At 71.2% G+C, this 13,613-nt stretch carries 13 protein-coding genes; 9 read left to right on the top strand and 4 right to left on the bottom strand.

Going from position 1 to position 13,613, the window contains the following annotated elements:
* Nucleotides 1-197: 197 nt before the first annotated feature.
* Nucleotides 198-1,223, top strand: coding sequence for an aspartate-semialdehyde dehydrogenase (locus HW577_RS11070; protein ID WP_198376195.1), 1,026 nt, complete (start codon nt 198-200; stop codon nt 1,221-1,223).
* 89 nt (nt 1,224-1,312) lie between these two features.
* Here the strand turns inward: HW577_RS11070 and HW577_RS11065 are convergent, their stop codons facing one another.
* From HW577_RS11065 to HW577_RS11055, 3 genes are read right to left on the bottom strand one after another with little or no spacing between them, the layout of a single operon-like run.
* A complete protein-coding gene (locus tag HW577_RS11065; protein WP_198376194.1) occupies nt 1,313-2,200 on the bottom strand; it encodes a DMT family transporter in 888 nt (295 codons plus the stop codon).
* Nucleotides 2,197-2,841, bottom strand: coding sequence for a trimeric intracellular cation channel family protein (locus HW577_RS11060; RefSeq protein WP_198376193.1), 645 nt, complete (start codon nt 2,839-2,841; stop codon nt 2,197-2,199). The genes HW577_RS11065 and HW577_RS11060 overlap by 4 nt, the downstream gene beginning before the upstream one ends.
* 19 nt (nt 2,842-2,860) lie before the next feature.
* On the bottom strand, nt 2,861-4,090 hold the full coding sequence (locus tag HW577_RS11055) for an MFS transporter (RefSeq protein ID WP_198376192.1): 1,230 nt from the start codon (nt 4,088-4,090) through the stop codon (nt 2,861-2,863).
* Nucleotides 4,091-4,236: 146 nt separating this feature from the next.
* Here HW577_RS11055 and HW577_RS11050 point away from each other — a divergent pair, with 146 nt between their 5' ends.
* The 8 genes from HW577_RS11050 (at nt 4,237) to HW577_RS11015 (ending at nt 11,887) form a co-directional block, all read left to right on the top strand.
* On the top strand, nt 4,237-4,746 hold the full coding sequence (locus tag HW577_RS11050) for a hypothetical protein (RefSeq protein WP_198376191.1): 510 nt from the start codon (nt 4,237-4,239) through the stop codon (nt 4,744-4,746).
* A 152-nt stretch (nt 4,747-4,898) separates the two neighbouring features.
* Nucleotides 4,899-5,225 (top strand): hypothetical protein, encoded by a 327-nt coding sequence (locus HW577_RS11045; protein ID WP_198376190.1) that lies wholly within the window; start codon nt 4,899-4,901, stop codon nt 5,223-5,225.
* Nucleotides 5,226-5,228: 3 nt separating this feature from the next.
* Nucleotides 5,229-6,347 (top strand): glutathionylspermidine synthase family protein, encoded by a 1,119-nt coding sequence (locus tag HW577_RS11040; protein ID WP_198376189.1) that lies wholly within the window; start codon nt 5,229-5,231, stop codon nt 6,345-6,347.
* A 267-nt stretch (nt 6,348-6,614) separates the two neighbouring features.
* Nucleotides 6,615-7,061 carry a succinate dehydrogenase, cytochrome b556 subunit gene (gene sdhC, locus HW577_RS11035; RefSeq protein ID WP_198376188.1) on the top strand — a complete coding sequence of 149 codons (447 nt, stop codon included), beginning with the start codon at nt 6,615-6,617 and terminating at the stop codon, nt 7,059-7,061.
* A gap of 5 nt (nt 7,062-7,066) precedes the next feature.
* Nucleotides 7,067-7,465 carry a succinate dehydrogenase, hydrophobic membrane anchor protein gene (gene sdhD, locus HW577_RS11030; protein WP_198376187.1) on the top strand — a complete coding sequence of 133 codons (399 nt, stop codon included), beginning with the start codon at nt 7,067-7,069 and terminating at the stop codon, nt 7,463-7,465.
* A gap of 107 nt (nt 7,466-7,572) precedes the next feature.
* Entirely contained in the window at nt 7,573-9,384 is a 1,812-nt protein-coding gene (sdhA, locus tag HW577_RS11025; RefSeq protein WP_198376186.1) for a succinate dehydrogenase flavoprotein subunit, read from the top strand.
* 14 nt (nt 9,385-9,398) lie between these two features.
* The gene (locus HW577_RS11020; protein ID WP_198376185.1) at nt 9,399-10,181 is read left to right on the top strand and encodes a succinate dehydrogenase iron-sulfur subunit; all 783 of its coding nucleotides are present in this window, start codon (nt 9,399-9,401) and stop codon (nt 10,179-10,181) included.
* A gap of 134 nt (nt 10,182-10,315) precedes the next feature.
* Entirely contained in the window at nt 10,316-11,887 is a 1,572-nt protein-coding gene (locus HW577_RS11015) for an ABC transporter substrate-binding protein (protein WP_198376184.1), read from the top strand.
* Between the two features lie 72 nt (nt 11,888-11,959).
* Here the strand turns inward: HW577_RS11015 and HW577_RS11010 are convergent.
* Nucleotides 11,960-13,613, bottom strand: a 1,654-nt coding sequence (locus tag HW577_RS11010) for a primosomal protein N' (RefSeq protein ID WP_198376183.1), incomplete at its 5' end; no start/stop codon positions are given.

The following is a 13,613-nucleotide window of genomic DNA, read 5'->3' as shown; positions in this document are numbered from 1 at the left end:
TCCGCAACGCCGCCGACGCGACAGGCGCATCCGCCTCCGCCGTCCTCGACGCCTCCGGCGCGCTCGCCGGCGACGCCGAGACCCTCAAGGAGCGCAGCACAGGCTTCCTCAGGGCCGTACGCGCGGCGTAACGGCCCGCGCCGGTTCCCCCGGAGGGCGCGCTGCTGTAGAGCAGCGCGCGTCGAGGGAGAAGTCGCATGGGCTATCGTGTCGCGGTCGTCGGCGCCACCGGCGCGGTCGGGCGGGAGATCCTGAAGACGCTGGCCGAGCGGGGCTTCCCGGCCGATGAGGTGGTGGCCCTGGCCTCCGGCCGCTCCGCGGGCGCGGAGGTCTCCTACGGGGAGGATCGCGTCCTCAAGGTCCGCGACCTCGAGCGCTTCGACTTCGCGGGTACGCATCTCGGGCTGTTCTCGCCAGGTGCCGCCGTCTCGGCCGTGCATGCGCCGCGCGCGGCGGCGGCGGGTTGCCTCGTCATCGACAACACCTCCCAGTTCCGCATGGAACCGGGCGTGCCGCTGGTGGTGCCGGAGGTGAACCCGCAGCATCTCGCGCGCCGGCCGAAGCGCGGCATCATCGCCAATCCGAACTGCTCGACGATCCAGATGGTCGTCGCGCTGAAGCCGCTGCACGACATCGCGAAGGTGCGACGCATCGTCGTCGCCACCTACCAGTCGGTCTCCGGCGCGGGGAAGGAGGCGATGGACGAGCTCTGGAGCCAGACCCGCGGCATCTTCGTCAACGACCCGCCGACGCCCGAGCAGTTCACCAAGCCCATCGCCTTCAACGTCATCCCGCATATCGACCGCTTCATGGACGACGGCGCGACGAAGGAGGAATGGAAGATGGCGGTCGAGACGCGCAAGATCCTCGACCCCGACATCCAGGTGATGGCGACCTGCGTGCGCGTGCCGGTGATGATCGGCCATGCCGAGGCGGTGCACGCGGAATTCGAGACCCCGATCACCGAGCGCCAGGCGCGCGAGGCACTGCGCGACGCGCCGGGGCTCACGCTACTCGATACGCGCGACGATGGCGGCTACGCCACGCCGCTCGAGATCGCGGGGGAGGATGCGGTCTTCGTCTCCCGCCTGCGGCGGGACCCGACGGTGCCGAACGGCCTGGCCTTCTGGTGCGTGGCGGACAACCTGCGCAAGGGCGCCGCGCTGAACGCGGTGCAGATCGCCGAGGAACTGCACCGCAACGGCGTGCTGGACGCCGCCTGACACCAGCGGTCGAATGCTTCGACCGCGGGCATCGGCTTTTGCGCGCGCTCAGACTGGTGTCTTGCCGCGTTCGCGGCCTCGGCACGAGGTCAAGGGCTCGTGCCGCCGTTAGGACCCCGCCGCCGCGGCCAGGCGAGCACCAGCCCGCCCGCCGCGATCAGCCCGCAGCCGGCCAGCGCCCAGGCGCCGGGGATGCGCGCGAACAGCAGCGCATCGAGCGCCAGCGCGAAGACGATGCGCGAATAGTGCCAGGGCGCGAGGCCCGAGACCTCCGCCCGCCGCACCCCGCCCGCGAGGCACAGCAGCGCCGCCGTCTGCACCCCGGCATAGACCAGCGTGAGCAGGATCGCGTCCATGTCCGGCGCCCGCCACAGGAAGGGCATGGCGGGGGCGAGCAGCACCACGCCCGCGAGCGCACCCTGCAGCGTCACGTCCCATTCATCCGCGACGCCACGGATGCGGCGCGTCATCACCTGGTAGACCGCGTAGGTCAGCGCGGCCGAGACCGGCATGATGGCGGCCCAGGTGAACAACTCGCCGCCCGGGCGCACCACCGCGACCATGCCGGCGAAGCCGAGGGCCACCGCCACCCAGCGGCGCGGCGTCACCTTCTCCTTCAGCACGAGCGCGCCGAGCAGCACGAGGATGATCGGCGCGGTGAACCCCAGCGCCGAGGCTTCCGTGACCGGCACCAACGCATAGCCGATGACGGCGAGCGTGGTGGACAGGATCAGCATGGCGGCCGCCAGCCGCTGGTCCATCGCCCGGGGTGGTGCCACCAGCCGCCGCACCGCGCCCGCGGGGTCGGCCAGACGCGGCAGCCAGGCGATGGCCGCGACCAGCACGACCGCGGAGCGGAGGAAGGTGATCTGCACCGGGTCGAGCGTGCCGGACAGGATCTTCGCGATCGCGTAGCCCAGCGTGTAGAGCAGCCCGGCCGCCAGCGTCAGCAGGACGGCGAGGACGGGCTGGGTCATCGCGCGTCCGGATAGTCGCGGCCGGGCCGCGCGCGATAGGCCGGCAGCGACCAGCCGGCCAGGATCGCCGCCGCGCGCACGCCGAAGGCGATCAGCCCGCCGGCGGAGATGGCGATGGTCCGCTCCGCGCCCAGCGCCCCGAGCAGGACGAAGGCCACGGCGCCGAGCGCGGCGGCGGTCGCGTAGATCTCGCGCCGCAGGATCAGCGGCACCTCGGCGCAGACGATGTCCCGCAGCACGCCGCCGAAGGTCGCCGTGATGGTGCCCATCAGCACCGCGACCCAGGCCGCCGCGCCGGCGCGCTGCGCCGCTTCCGCACCCAGCACGGCGAACAGCCCGAGCCCGACGGCATCCGCCCACAACAGCACGACGAAGCGACGTTCCAGCAGGTGCGCGGTGAAGAAGACGACCACCGCGAGGCCGGCCGCGAGCGCGACCATCTCCGGCGCCGCCAGCCAGAACACCGGCTGGTCGAGGATCACGTCCCGCACCGTGCCGCCGCCGAAGGCGCAGAGGCAGGCGACGAGCATGAAGCCGACCGGGTCGAGCTGCTTGCGTGACGCGCTGAGCGCGCCGGCCACCGCGAGCACCGCGACGGCCGCCCAGGTGAGCGCCAGCAGCAGGTCGTCGAAGGCGCTCATCGGACGGGATCCGATGCGCTCACTCCGCCGGGACCGCCGCCGCCCGGCGGCTGCGCGCATCGGCCTGCGCCGAACCCGCGCAGAGCAGCGACAGCGCGAGCAGCGCCGCGACGACGGGCAAAACCAGGCCCGGATATCCCATGTCGATCAGGAAGCCGAGCGGCACCGGCGTGATAGCCCCGCCCAGCGGCAGCCCGGCCGAGACGAAGCCGAAGACCTTGCCGATCTGCCCCGGCGGGGCTGCGTCCTTCAGCATCACGTCGCGCGGCGTGCGGGACGCGCCGAGTGCGAGCCCGCCCAGCAGCCCCACGACCGGCAGCAGGAATTCGGGCAGCGGCAGCAGGCCGAGTACGAGGATCATCGCGATGGCAAAGCCGGTCAGCACCACGACGAAGCCGATCAGGTTGCGCTTGGTCGCATCCGCCACCCAGCCGCCCACCAGCGTGCCGGCGGTGGCACCCACCATGTAGCCGGTCAGCACCATCGAGGCGACGGCAACGGGCGTGCCCCACAGCTTGCCAAGCACGGTGATGACGAAGGCCTGGATGCCGGACCCCGCCATGGACGACAGCAGGAAGAAGGCGAAGAACAGCAGGATGGGGCGCGAGAGCAGCACCTCCCGCCCCGAGGGCTCCTCCCCCGTTTTCCTGGGCTTCGCCTGGTCGCGCAGGATGCGGCTCTGCACCAGGATGGCGAGCACGACGGGGACGCCGAGCAGGCCCACCAGCAGCAGCGCGCCGCGCCAGCCCATCGCGGCGGCGAGCACCGCGATCACCGGCGGCGCCAGCGCGAAGCCGAGATTGCCGGTGAAGGTGTGCAGCGCGAAGGCACGGCCCATGCGCGACTTGTCGATCGACCCCGCCAGGATCGCGTAGTCCGCCGGATGGATCACCGAATTGCCGATGCCCGAGAGCACGGCGAGCAGCCAGATCGCCCAGATCCCCGGTGCGGCCGCCATGGCGGAGACGGAGAGCGCCATCAACAGCGTCCCGCCCACCAGGAAGGGTCGCGCGCCGTAGCGGTCCACCCAGAATCCGACCGGCGTCTGCAGCAGCGCGGTGGTGCCCGCCATCAGCGCGACCGCCAGGCCGAGTTCGGCATAGGAGGCGCCGAATTCCTCACGCCAGATCAGGAAGAGCGGCGGCAGGCACAGCATGTAGAAATGCGAGAGGAAATGCCCGGTGCCGATCAGCGCGATGATCCGGGCGTCGCGGCCGGTGCCCTCGGGCGGCGGGGGATCGGCGGTCATGGCGGCAAACCTGTGAAGTTCCTCACATTGCAGCGCGCCGGGGGCTTCTGCGTCAACCGCCCTGGGCCTAGTGTCCAGCCGCTAACACTGGCGTGACGGGCGCGCCAGCCTGCCGGATCCATGCGGTTGCAGCGAAGGAGCGGAACATGGCGCGTCCCGTGGTCACCTACGAGCGTGGCTCGACCTACATCTCGCATGTCAGCGGGGGAAAGACCTGCTGCGGACTTGTCGGCACGCTCACGGTCGGAGGCCTGGCCTTCGACACGATCGAACGCTTCGACCTGACCGCGGTGCCGGACTTCGTGCACCTGCCCGCGGGCGAATTCGCGCGCGCCGTCATGTACTGGCACTCGGCGAAGAAGCGGATCATCCATCCCTGGGCGGGCAAGGCGCCGAGCCAGCAGCAGGAGAACATCTTCGTGCACAAGGGCTCGCTGCCCGCCCATTTCGAGGGCTGCATCGGGGTCGGCTTCCTCACCCGCGCCGGCAGCGCCTTCGAACTGAAGCGCGCCGACATCGCGCTCGAGGTCATCTGGGAAACGGTCGGTGGCGTGCCGGACCAGCAGGAGGGATGGAACGCGAAATCCCCCCGCGTCGTGCTCCGCGTGACGGCACCCTTCCCGGACAGGAAGACGCTGAAGGCGCATTCCGCCTGACGCGGCGCGCGGGACGCGGGCGTGCGCGCGCTGCGCCGATGCGGCCCGGCCCGCGCCGTGCGGCTGCGATCGCGGCGCGGGGTGTGAAGCGCGTCACAGCATCCGGCGCGGAGTGCTTCCCTCGCGGCGACAGCGGCGTCTAGCATCGCCCCATGCGTATGGCGCACACCATCACCCTGGTCCTGCTCGGCGGCGGCGTCATGCTCGGCGGCGCGGCGATGATGATGCCCTCGACCGGCGCGGCGCGGCAGCGGGAATGCCAGGAGGCGCGCGCCCAGGCACGGCCGGATGCGGACCAGATCTGCGCCTCGGCCCGATCCTCCTCCACCCGCACGGGCGGCGGCCTGTTCTTCGCCGGCGGCGGCGGCACGCGCGGCCCGGCGCTGGCCGGCGCGACGGGCTTCCGCGGCGACCCTTCCGCATCCTCCCGCGGCGGGTTCGGCGGCGTGGGGCGCGCCTTCTCCTCCTCGGGCGGCTGAGCCATGGAGCGCCGCACGCTCGAGCCGCGGCCGGATCGGCGCGAAAGGGCGCGGCGCATGGGCTTCGCCTTCGCCGATGTCGCCGGTGAGCCCTACTGGGACGAGAGCGCCTATTACCGCTTCACCGAAGGCGAGATCGACGCGCTGGAAGCCGCGACCGCGGAAATCGAGCGCATCAGCCGCGCCGCCGTGGCGCATGCCGTCGCGAACGACCTCAACGGCCCGCTCGGCATCCCCGACGGCGCCTGGCCGATCGTCAAGCGATCCTGGGAGCGGGCGGAGCCGTCGCTCTACGGCCGGCTCGACCTGCGCTGGGACGGGACAGGCGAGCCGAAGCTGCTGGAATACAACGCCGACACGCCGACCGCGCTGTTCGAGGCCGCGGTGGTGCAGTGGGAATGGCTGCAATGCCTCGATGACGGGCGCGGCCCCGAACTGCACGACCAGTTCAACGGGCTGCATGAGGCGCTGATCGCCGCCTGGGGCCGGATCGGCCTGCCGCCCACGGTGCATTTCTGCTGCGACGGATCGAGCGTCGAGGATCGCGGCACGGTCGACTACCTGCGCGACACGGCGATCCAGGCCGGCCACGAGGCGCCCTTCCTGACGATGGAGGAAATCGGCTGGAACGGCGTGGTCTTCACCGACCTCGAGGACCGGCCGATCGAGGCGATGTTCAAGCTCTATCCCTGGGACTGGCTGCTGCGGGAGGCCTTCGGCGCCAATATCGCCAAGGCGCGCACGCGCTGGATCGAGCCGGCCTGGCGGCTGATACCCGCGAGCAAGGCGTTCCTCTCGCTGATCTGGCACCTGTTCCCTGACCATCCGAACCTGCTCGCCGCGCATCTGGAACCCGGCCTGACCGGCGGGCCGGAGATCGCCAAGCCGATCTGGGGGCGGGAAGGGTCGAACATCTCCGCCCCGGGGATCGAGACCGACGGGCCCTATGCCGACCAGCCGCGCGTCTGGCAGGCCTATGCCGAACTTCCACGGTTCGGCGGGCGCTACCCCGTCATCGGATCCTGGATCATCGACGGCGCGCCGGCGGGCATCGGCATCCGGGAGGATTCGACGCCGGTGACGCGCGACACGAGTCGCTTCGTCCCGCATCTGTTCGACTGAGCCCCGGGCGCGCGGGGCGCCGCCGGCGATGATCCGGCTGCGCAGCGTCCCGGACATCCCATCCGCCGTGCCGATCCAGGAATTCTTAATCCGGGGCGCCTAGGGTCCCACACGCGGATTCGCCCTGCGGTTCCGCCCGCCCGGGCGAAGCCCGAGCGAGCACCCACGTCGATTTGACGCTCTCCCGCGCCGCACCATACAAAGGCGCCCGAACAGGCCACCCCCGGATCGGGGACGGGGAAAGCGGCCGTCTGGAGTACCGGACCCATGTCCAAGATCACCGACGCGCGGGAGGCCGTGATGGTCGGCCGCCGTTCGGACGGCAGCCTCGTGCGCCGCCCTCTCTCGCCGCACCTGCAGGCCTACGACATGCTGCAGTTGACGAGCGCGCTGTCCATCGCCCACCGCATCACCGGCGTTGTCTGGTCGCTCGGGCTGGCCTTCCTGGTCTGGTGGCTGGTTGCCGCCGCGGCCGGCGAAGCGCCGTTCGGCAAGGCGCAGTGGTTCTTCGGCTCCTTCCTCGGCGTGCTGGGGCTCATGGGGCTGACGGCGGCAGCCTGGTACCACACGCTGGCGGGGCTGCGGCACCTGTGGTGGGATTCGGGGCGCGGCTTCGACCTGCCCACCACCTACCTGACCGGCCGGGCGGTGCTGATCGGCACCGGGGCGCTGACGGCGCTGACCTGGCTCATGCTCCTGATCGCCTGGATCTGACCGAGATGGCCGACACCGCGCCGACGCTCCGCACCCTCCGCACCCCGCTCGGCCGCGTGCGCGGCCTGGGCGCCGCCAAGGGGGGGACGCATCACTGGTGGATGCAGCGCGTCACCTCCATCGCGCTGCTGCCGCTGACGCTGTGGCTCGTCTTCTCGCTGGCCGGCATGCCGGACAGCACCTGGCAGGAAGTGACGTCCTGGATCGGGCGTCCGTTCAACGCCGTGCTGCTGCTGGCCTTCCTGGCCGCCGCCTTCCACCACACCGCGGCCGGGCTGCAGGTGGTGATCGAGGACTATCTCCGGCCCGAACTGGCGCGTATGGGCGCGATCCTCGCGGTGAAGGGCGCCTGCGCGCTGCTGTGGCTGGCGGCGACGCTCGCGGTGCTGCGCATCGCCGTGTGACCGACCCCTGGCGCATGCGCCGGGGCTGACTAGTTGGGTGGTTGAGGACAGGAACAACGCGGGCCGGAGGGCGCATTCCCCGCCGCGCGAAGAACGAGACAGATGCGATGAACGCGATCAGCAAGCCTTCCATGGGCGCCTACCGCATCGTGGACCACACCTATGACGTGGTGGTGGTCGGCGCCGGCGGCGCGGGGCTGCGCGCCACCTTCGGCATGGGCGCCGCCGGTCTCAAGACCGCCTGCATCACCAAGGTCTTCCCCACGCGCAGCCACACCGTCGCCGCGCAGGGCGGCGTCGGCGCGGCGCTCGGCAACATGGGGGAGGATGACTGGCGCTGGCACATGTACGACACCGTGAAGGGGTCGGACTGGCTCGGCGACCAGGACGCGATCGAATATATGTGCCGGGAAGCCATTCCCGCGATCATCGAGCTGGAGCACTACGGCGTGCCCTTCAGCCGGACGGAGGACGGGCGCATCTACCAGCGCCCCTTCGGCGGCCACATGAAGCACTACGGCAAGGAACCCGCGATGCGCGCCTGCGCCGCGGCGGACCGCACCGGCCACGCCATCCTGCACACGCTGTATCAGCAGTCGCTGAAGCACAACTGCGAGTTCTTCGTCGAGTATTTCGCCCTCGACCTGATCATGGACGATGAGGGCGCCTGCCGCGGCGTGATGGCCTGGAACCTCGAGGACGGCTCGATCCACCGCTTCCGGGCGCAGACCGTGGTGCTCGCCACCGGCGGCTACGGCCGCGCCTATTTCTCCTGCACCTCCGCGCACACCTGCACGGGCGATGGCGGCGGCATGGTGCTGCGCGCCGGCCTGCCGCTGCAGGACAACGAGTTCGTGCAGTTCCACCCGACCGGCATCTACGGCTCGGGCTGCCTGGTGACGGAAGGCGCACGCGGCGAAGGCGGCTACCTGACGAATTCCGAGGGCGAGCGCTTCATGGAGCGCTACGCGCCGACGGCCAAGGACCTCGCCTCCCGCGACGTCGTCTCCCGCGCCATGTCGATGGAGATCCGCGAGGGCCGCGGCGTGGGTCCGCACAAGGACCACATCCACCTGCACCTCGAGCACCTGGGCGCAGACATCCTGCACGAACGCCTGCCCGGCATCTCCGAGACCGCGAAGATCTTTGCCGGCGTGGACGTGACGAAGGAGCCGATCCCGATGCTCCCGACCGTCCACTACAACATGGGCGGAATCCCCACGAACATCCATTGCGAGGTGCTGGCCGCGACCGGCAAGGACCAGGACAAGGTCGTCCCCGGCCTGATGGCGGTGGGCGAGGCCGCCTGCGTCTCGGTCCACGGCGCCAACCGGCTCGGCACCAACTCGCTGCTCGACCTGGTCGTGTTCGGCCGCGCCGCGGCGCATCGCGCGGCCGAGACGATCAAGCCCGGTGCCTCCCAGGCGCCGCTGCCGCCCAAGGCGGGCGAAGCCTCGCTCGACCGCTTCGACCGCGTGCGCAACGCCAAGGGCAGCACGAGCGTGTCCGAGCTGCGGCTGACCATGCAGCGCACCATGCAGACCCATGCCGCGGTGTTCCGCACCACGGAGCTGCTGCGCGAGGGCGTGGAGAAGATGGACAAGGTCGCCGCCGGCTATGGCGACATCCGCATCGCCGACCGCTCGCTGATCTGGAATTCCGACCTGGTCGAGGCGCTGGAACTCGACAACCTGATCGGCAACGCCCTGACCACGATCCACGGCGCCGATGCCCGCCACGAAAGCCGCGGCGCCCATTCGCACGAGGACCATCCCGACCGCGACGACGCGAACTGGATGAAGCACACGCTCGCCCGCGTGGACGACAAATATGCGGTGAAGCTCGACTACCGCGACGTGAAGATGCGCACGCTGACCAACGAGGTGCAGGTCTTCCCGCCCAAGGCTCGCGTGTACTGAGGACCTGATCCCCGATGGCAACCTTCACGCTTCCCAAGAACTCCACCGTCAAGGACGGCAAGAGGCATCGCGCGCCCACGGGTGCGAAGAACGTCAAGTCGTTCAGGATCTATCGCTGGGATCCGGACAGCGGCGAGAACCCGCGCACCGACACCTACGAGATCGACCTCGACCAGTGCGGGCCGATGGTCCTGGACGCGCTGATCAAGATCAAGAACGAGGTCGACAGCACGCTGACCTTCCGGCGCTCCTGCCGCGAGGGCATCTGCGGCTCCTGCTCGATGAACATCGACGGGCTGAACACGCTGGCCTGCCTCAAGCCGATCGAGGAGGTGAAGGGCGACGTCCGCATCTCCCCGCTGCCGCACATGCCGGTGGTGAAGGACCTGGTGCCGGACCTGTCGCAGATCTACGCCCAGTTGCGCTCGGTCGAGCCCTGGCTGAAGGCGGACAGTCCGCCGCCGCCCGATGGCGAACGCCTGCAGTCGAAGGAGGAACGAGCGAAGCTCGACGGCCTCTGGGAATGCATCCTCTGCTTCTGCTGCTCGACCGCCTGCCCGTCGTATTGGTGGAACGGCGACCGCTACCTCGGCCCGGCGGTGCTGCTGCAGGCCTATCGCTGGATCGCGGACAGTCGCGACGAGGCGACGGGCGAGCGGCTCGATGCGCTCGAGGATCCGTTCAAGCTCTATCGCTGCCACACCATCATGAACTGCACCCGGACCTGCCCGAAGGGGCTGAACCCGGCACAGGCGATCGGCGAGATCAAGAAGCTGATGGTCGAGCGCCAGGGCTGATCGGCCCGGCCAGGACGCGCGTCGGGCGCCGCGGTTCCGTCGAGGGGCCGCGGCGCCTGCCGTTTCAGGGGTGGCGTCCCCGCCCGGCCCGGGTCTAGCCTTCCCGGCAAGAAGCCCACCGGGAGAATAGCAGCATGTCCAGGATCGCCCGCGCCGCGCTCGCCGGCGCCATCGCGCTCGCCGCGCCATCGGCCTTCGCGCAGACGCTGACCCTCGCCTCCGCCGCGCCCGTCACGACCATCGACCCGCATTTCCACAATGTCGGGCCGAACAACGCGCTCACCATGCACATCTTCGACCGGCTCGTGGAACGCGACGGGCGGGCCCGCCCGCACCCGTCGCTTGCCGAATCCTGGCGCGTCATCTCGGACACGGTCTGGGAGTTCAAGCTGCGCCAGGGCGTGACCTGGCACGATGGCCGGCCCTTCACCGCCGACGACGTGGTCTTCACCTTCGGCCGCGTCCCGAACGTGCCGAACAGCCCGGGCGGCTTCCAGGGCTTCCTGCGCGCGATCACGCGGGTCGAGGTGGTCGACCCGCACACCATCCGCCTGCACACCTCCGCCCCGCATCCGCTGATGCCGCTCGACCTCGCCTCGGTCTCGATCGTCGCGCGCCACGCGGCGGAAGGCGCGAGCACCGAGGACTACAACAGCGGCAAGGCAGCCATCGGCACCGGGCCCTATCGCCTCGTCTCCTACCGGCTCGGGGATCGCGTCGAGATGGAGCGCAACCCCAACTGGTTCGGGGGCACTGAGCCCTGGGCGCGCGTTTCCTACCGCATCATCACCAACGATGGGGCACGCACCGCGGCGCTGCTGGCGGGCGATGTCGACCTGATCGAACAGATCCCGACCTCCGACCTCGCGCGGCTGCGCCGGGACGCACGGGTGACGGTGACCTCCATCCCCTCCACGCGAACCGTCTACATCGTGCCGGACTACGGCCGCGAAGGGGGCGACCCGCAGGTCACCGACAATGCCGGCAACCCCCTGCCCGCCAACCCCTTCCGCGACGCCCGCGTCCGCCGCGCGCTGTCCATGGCGATCAACCGCCAGGCGCTGGCCGATCAGGTGATGGAAGGTGCCGGCACGGCCACCGCGCAATGGCTGCCCGAGGGCGCCTTTGGGTACAATCCGGCCGTCAGGCCGCGCGCCTACGACCCGGATGGCGCGCGTCGCCTGCTCGCCGAAGCGGGCTATCCGGAAGGATTCCGCGTCACCTTCTCCACCCCCAACGACCGCTGGCCGAACGATGGGCGCCTGACGCAGGCGGTCGCCCAGATGTGGACGCGCATCGGCGTTCGCGTGCAGGTGCAGGCGCTGCCCTGGACCGGCTTCGTGCCGCGCCGCGCGCGCTACGATTTCGCGGTCCAGCTCGCCGCCTGGGGCAGCAGCACGGGGGAAGGATCGAACTTCCTCGCCAACGTCGTCGCCACGCGCGACCGGGTGCGGCTGACGGGGGCGAACAACAACGCCCGCTTCTCCGACCCCGCCTTCGACGACCTGCTCGCCCGCGCCTCCGCGACGCTCGACGACGAGCGGCGGGAAGCCATGTGGCACGAGGCCACCGTGCGCTACGCCGAGACCGAGCCCTACATCCAGCTGATCCAGTACGTGAACACCTGGGCGGTGCGGCGCGGCATGACGCATGACCCGCGCATGGATGAGCGCACCATCGCCATGGGGGTGCGGCCGGCGCGCTGACCCGGAAAGGGGCCTTGCCCCTCTCCGGACCTCACCCCACCAGAGGCCGAAAGGCCTCTGGACACCGTCATTCTACAGAAAGCCGACAGGGTCCACGTCGACCTGCACGCGGACATTCCCGGGCGGGTCGACCTTGGCGAGCCATTCCGCGAGCAGCGGCTGCACCGCGATGTCGCGCCGCGTCTTCAACAGCAACCGCCGCCGGTGCCGACCGCGCAGGATGGCCAGTGGCGCGGGGGCGGGGCCCAGCACCTCGATCCCATCGCCGCCCGGCGCGGCCAGGCCGAGGTCGCGCGCGACGCGCTCGGCCGCGCGCTCCTCCTCCGCGCTCACGATGATGGCGGCGAGCCGGCCGAAGGGCGGCCAGTGGCCCGGGCGCCGCGCATCCGCCTCCGCGGCCATGAAGGCATCGAGATCACCGGAGACGAGCGCCTGCATCACCGCGTGCTCGGGCGCGAAGGTCTGCAGCAGCACGCGGCCGGGGCGCTCCTCCCGCCCCGCCCGCCCGGCCACCTGGTGCAGCAGCTGGAAGGTGCGCTCCGCCGCGCGCAGGTCGCCGCCGGCGAGGCCAAGGTCGGCATCGACCACGCCGACCAGCGTCAGGTGCGGGAAATGCCAGCCCTTGGCGACGATCTGCGTGCCGATCACGAGGTCGACCTCGCGGTCCTGGATCGCCTTCGCCGCCGCGGCTGCCGCCGCCGGGCCGGGGATGGTGTCGGATGCCATGACCAGCCGGCGCGCCTCGGGCCACAGCGTGCTCGCTTCCTCCAGCACGCGCTCCACGCCAGGGCCGATCGGCACGGTCGAATGTGGCGCGCCGCAATTCGGGCAGGCCTCGGGCGGCGCCTCCACATGGCCGCAATGATGGCATTGCAGGCGCCGCTGGGCACGGTGTTCCACCAGCCAGGCGGTGCAGTTCGGGCAGCGCATCCGGTGGCCGCAGGCGCGGCACAGCGTCATCGGCGCATAGCCGCGGCGGTTCAGGAACAGCATCGCCTGCTCCCCGCGCGCGAGCGTCTCCGTCACCGCCGCGACGAGCGGCGGGGAGAGGAAGCGCCCGCGCTCCGGCGGCGTGCGGCGCAGGTCGACCAGCGCCACGTCCGGCAGCGAGGCGCCGCCATGCCGCGCCGGCAGGTGCAGCGCGGCGTAGCGCCCCGTCTCGGCGTTCGTCGCACTTTCCAGCGATGGCGTGGCACTCGCCAGCACGCAGGCCGCGCCCGAAAGCCGCGCCCGCACCACCGCCATGTCGCGCGCGTGGTAGACGACGCCTTCCTCCTGCTTGAAGGCGGTCTCGTGCTCCTCGTCCACGATGATCAGGCCGAGATCCGGGAAAGGCAGGAACAGCGCGGATCGCGCGCCGACCAGCACCGTCGCCTCGCCTTCCGCGACCGCGCGCCAGGTGTCGCGCCGCGTGCGGGAGGTGAGTTCCGAATGCCACAGCGCCGGCGCGGTGCCGAAGCGCGCGACGAAGCGGTCGAGCCACTGCGTCGACAAGGCGATCTCCGGCAGCAGCACCAGCGCCTGGCGGCCCGCGCGCAGCGCCTCGGCGATCGCCTCGAAATAGACCTCGGTCTTGCCCGAGCCCGTCACGCCGGTGAGCAGCGTGGTGGAAAAGGCGCGGTGCGCGACGGCGCCGCGCAGCGCCGCGGCGGCGGCATCCTGCTCGGCGCCGAGCGTGGGGCCGGGCCGGGCAGCATCGGGCGTCGCGAAGCGGCGCGCCTGCGGC

Origin of the sequence: Neoroseomonas rubea (assembly GCF_016106015.1) — a bacterium.
Classification (GTDB): Bacteria; Pseudomonadota; Alphaproteobacteria; order Acetobacterales; family Acetobacteraceae; genus Neoroseomonas; species Neoroseomonas rubea.
This window is presented reverse-complemented; position numbering and strand designations above follow the sequence as displayed.

What these genes read in the sequence shown, in the direction of transcription:
- HW577_RS11045 (WP_198376190.1), top strand. Translation starts at nt 4,899, where the DNA reads ATGCGTATGGCGCACACCATCACCCTGGTCCTGCTCGGCGGCGGCGTC.
- HW577_RS11020 (WP_198376185.1), top strand. Translation starts at nt 9,399, where the DNA reads ATGGCAACCTTCACGCTTCCCAAGAACTCCACCGTCAAGGACGGCAAG.
- HW577_RS11015 (WP_198376184.1), top strand. Translation starts at nt 10,316, where the DNA reads ATGTCCAGGATCGCCCGCGCCGCGCTCGCCGGCGCCATCGCGCTCGCC.
- sdhD (WP_198376187.1), top strand. Translation starts at nt 7,067, where the DNA reads ATGGCCGACACCGCGCCGACGCTCCGCACCCTCCGCACCCCGCTCGGC.
- sdhA (WP_198376186.1), top strand. Translation starts at nt 7,573, where the DNA reads ATGAACGCGATCAGCAAGCCTTCCATGGGCGCCTACCGCATCGTGGAC.
- HW577_RS11070 (WP_198376195.1), top strand. Translation starts at nt 198, where the DNA reads ATGGGCTATCGTGTCGCGGTCGTCGGCGCCACCGGCGCGGTCGGGCGG.
- sdhC (WP_198376188.1), top strand. Translation starts at nt 6,615, where the DNA reads ATGTCCAAGATCACCGACGCGCGGGAGGCCGTGATGGTCGGCCGCCGT.
- HW577_RS11040 (WP_198376189.1), top strand. Translation starts at nt 5,229, where the DNA reads ATGGAGCGCCGCACGCTCGAGCCGCGGCCGGATCGGCGCGAAAGGGCG.
- HW577_RS11065 (WP_198376194.1), bottom strand. Translation starts at nt 2,200, where the DNA reads ATGACCCAGCCCGTCCTCGCCGTCCTGCTGACGCTGGCGGCCGGGCTG.
- HW577_RS11055 (WP_198376192.1), bottom strand. Translation starts at nt 4,090, where the DNA reads ATGACCGCCGATCCCCCGCCGCCCGAGGGCACCGGCCGCGACGCCCGG.
- HW577_RS11050 (WP_198376191.1), top strand. Translation starts at nt 4,237, where the DNA reads ATGGCGCGTCCCGTGGTCACCTACGAGCGTGGCTCGACCTACATCTCG.
- HW577_RS11060 (WP_198376193.1), bottom strand. Translation starts at nt 2,841, where the DNA reads ATGAGCGCCTTCGACGACCTGCTGCTGGCGCTCACCTGGGCGGCCGTC.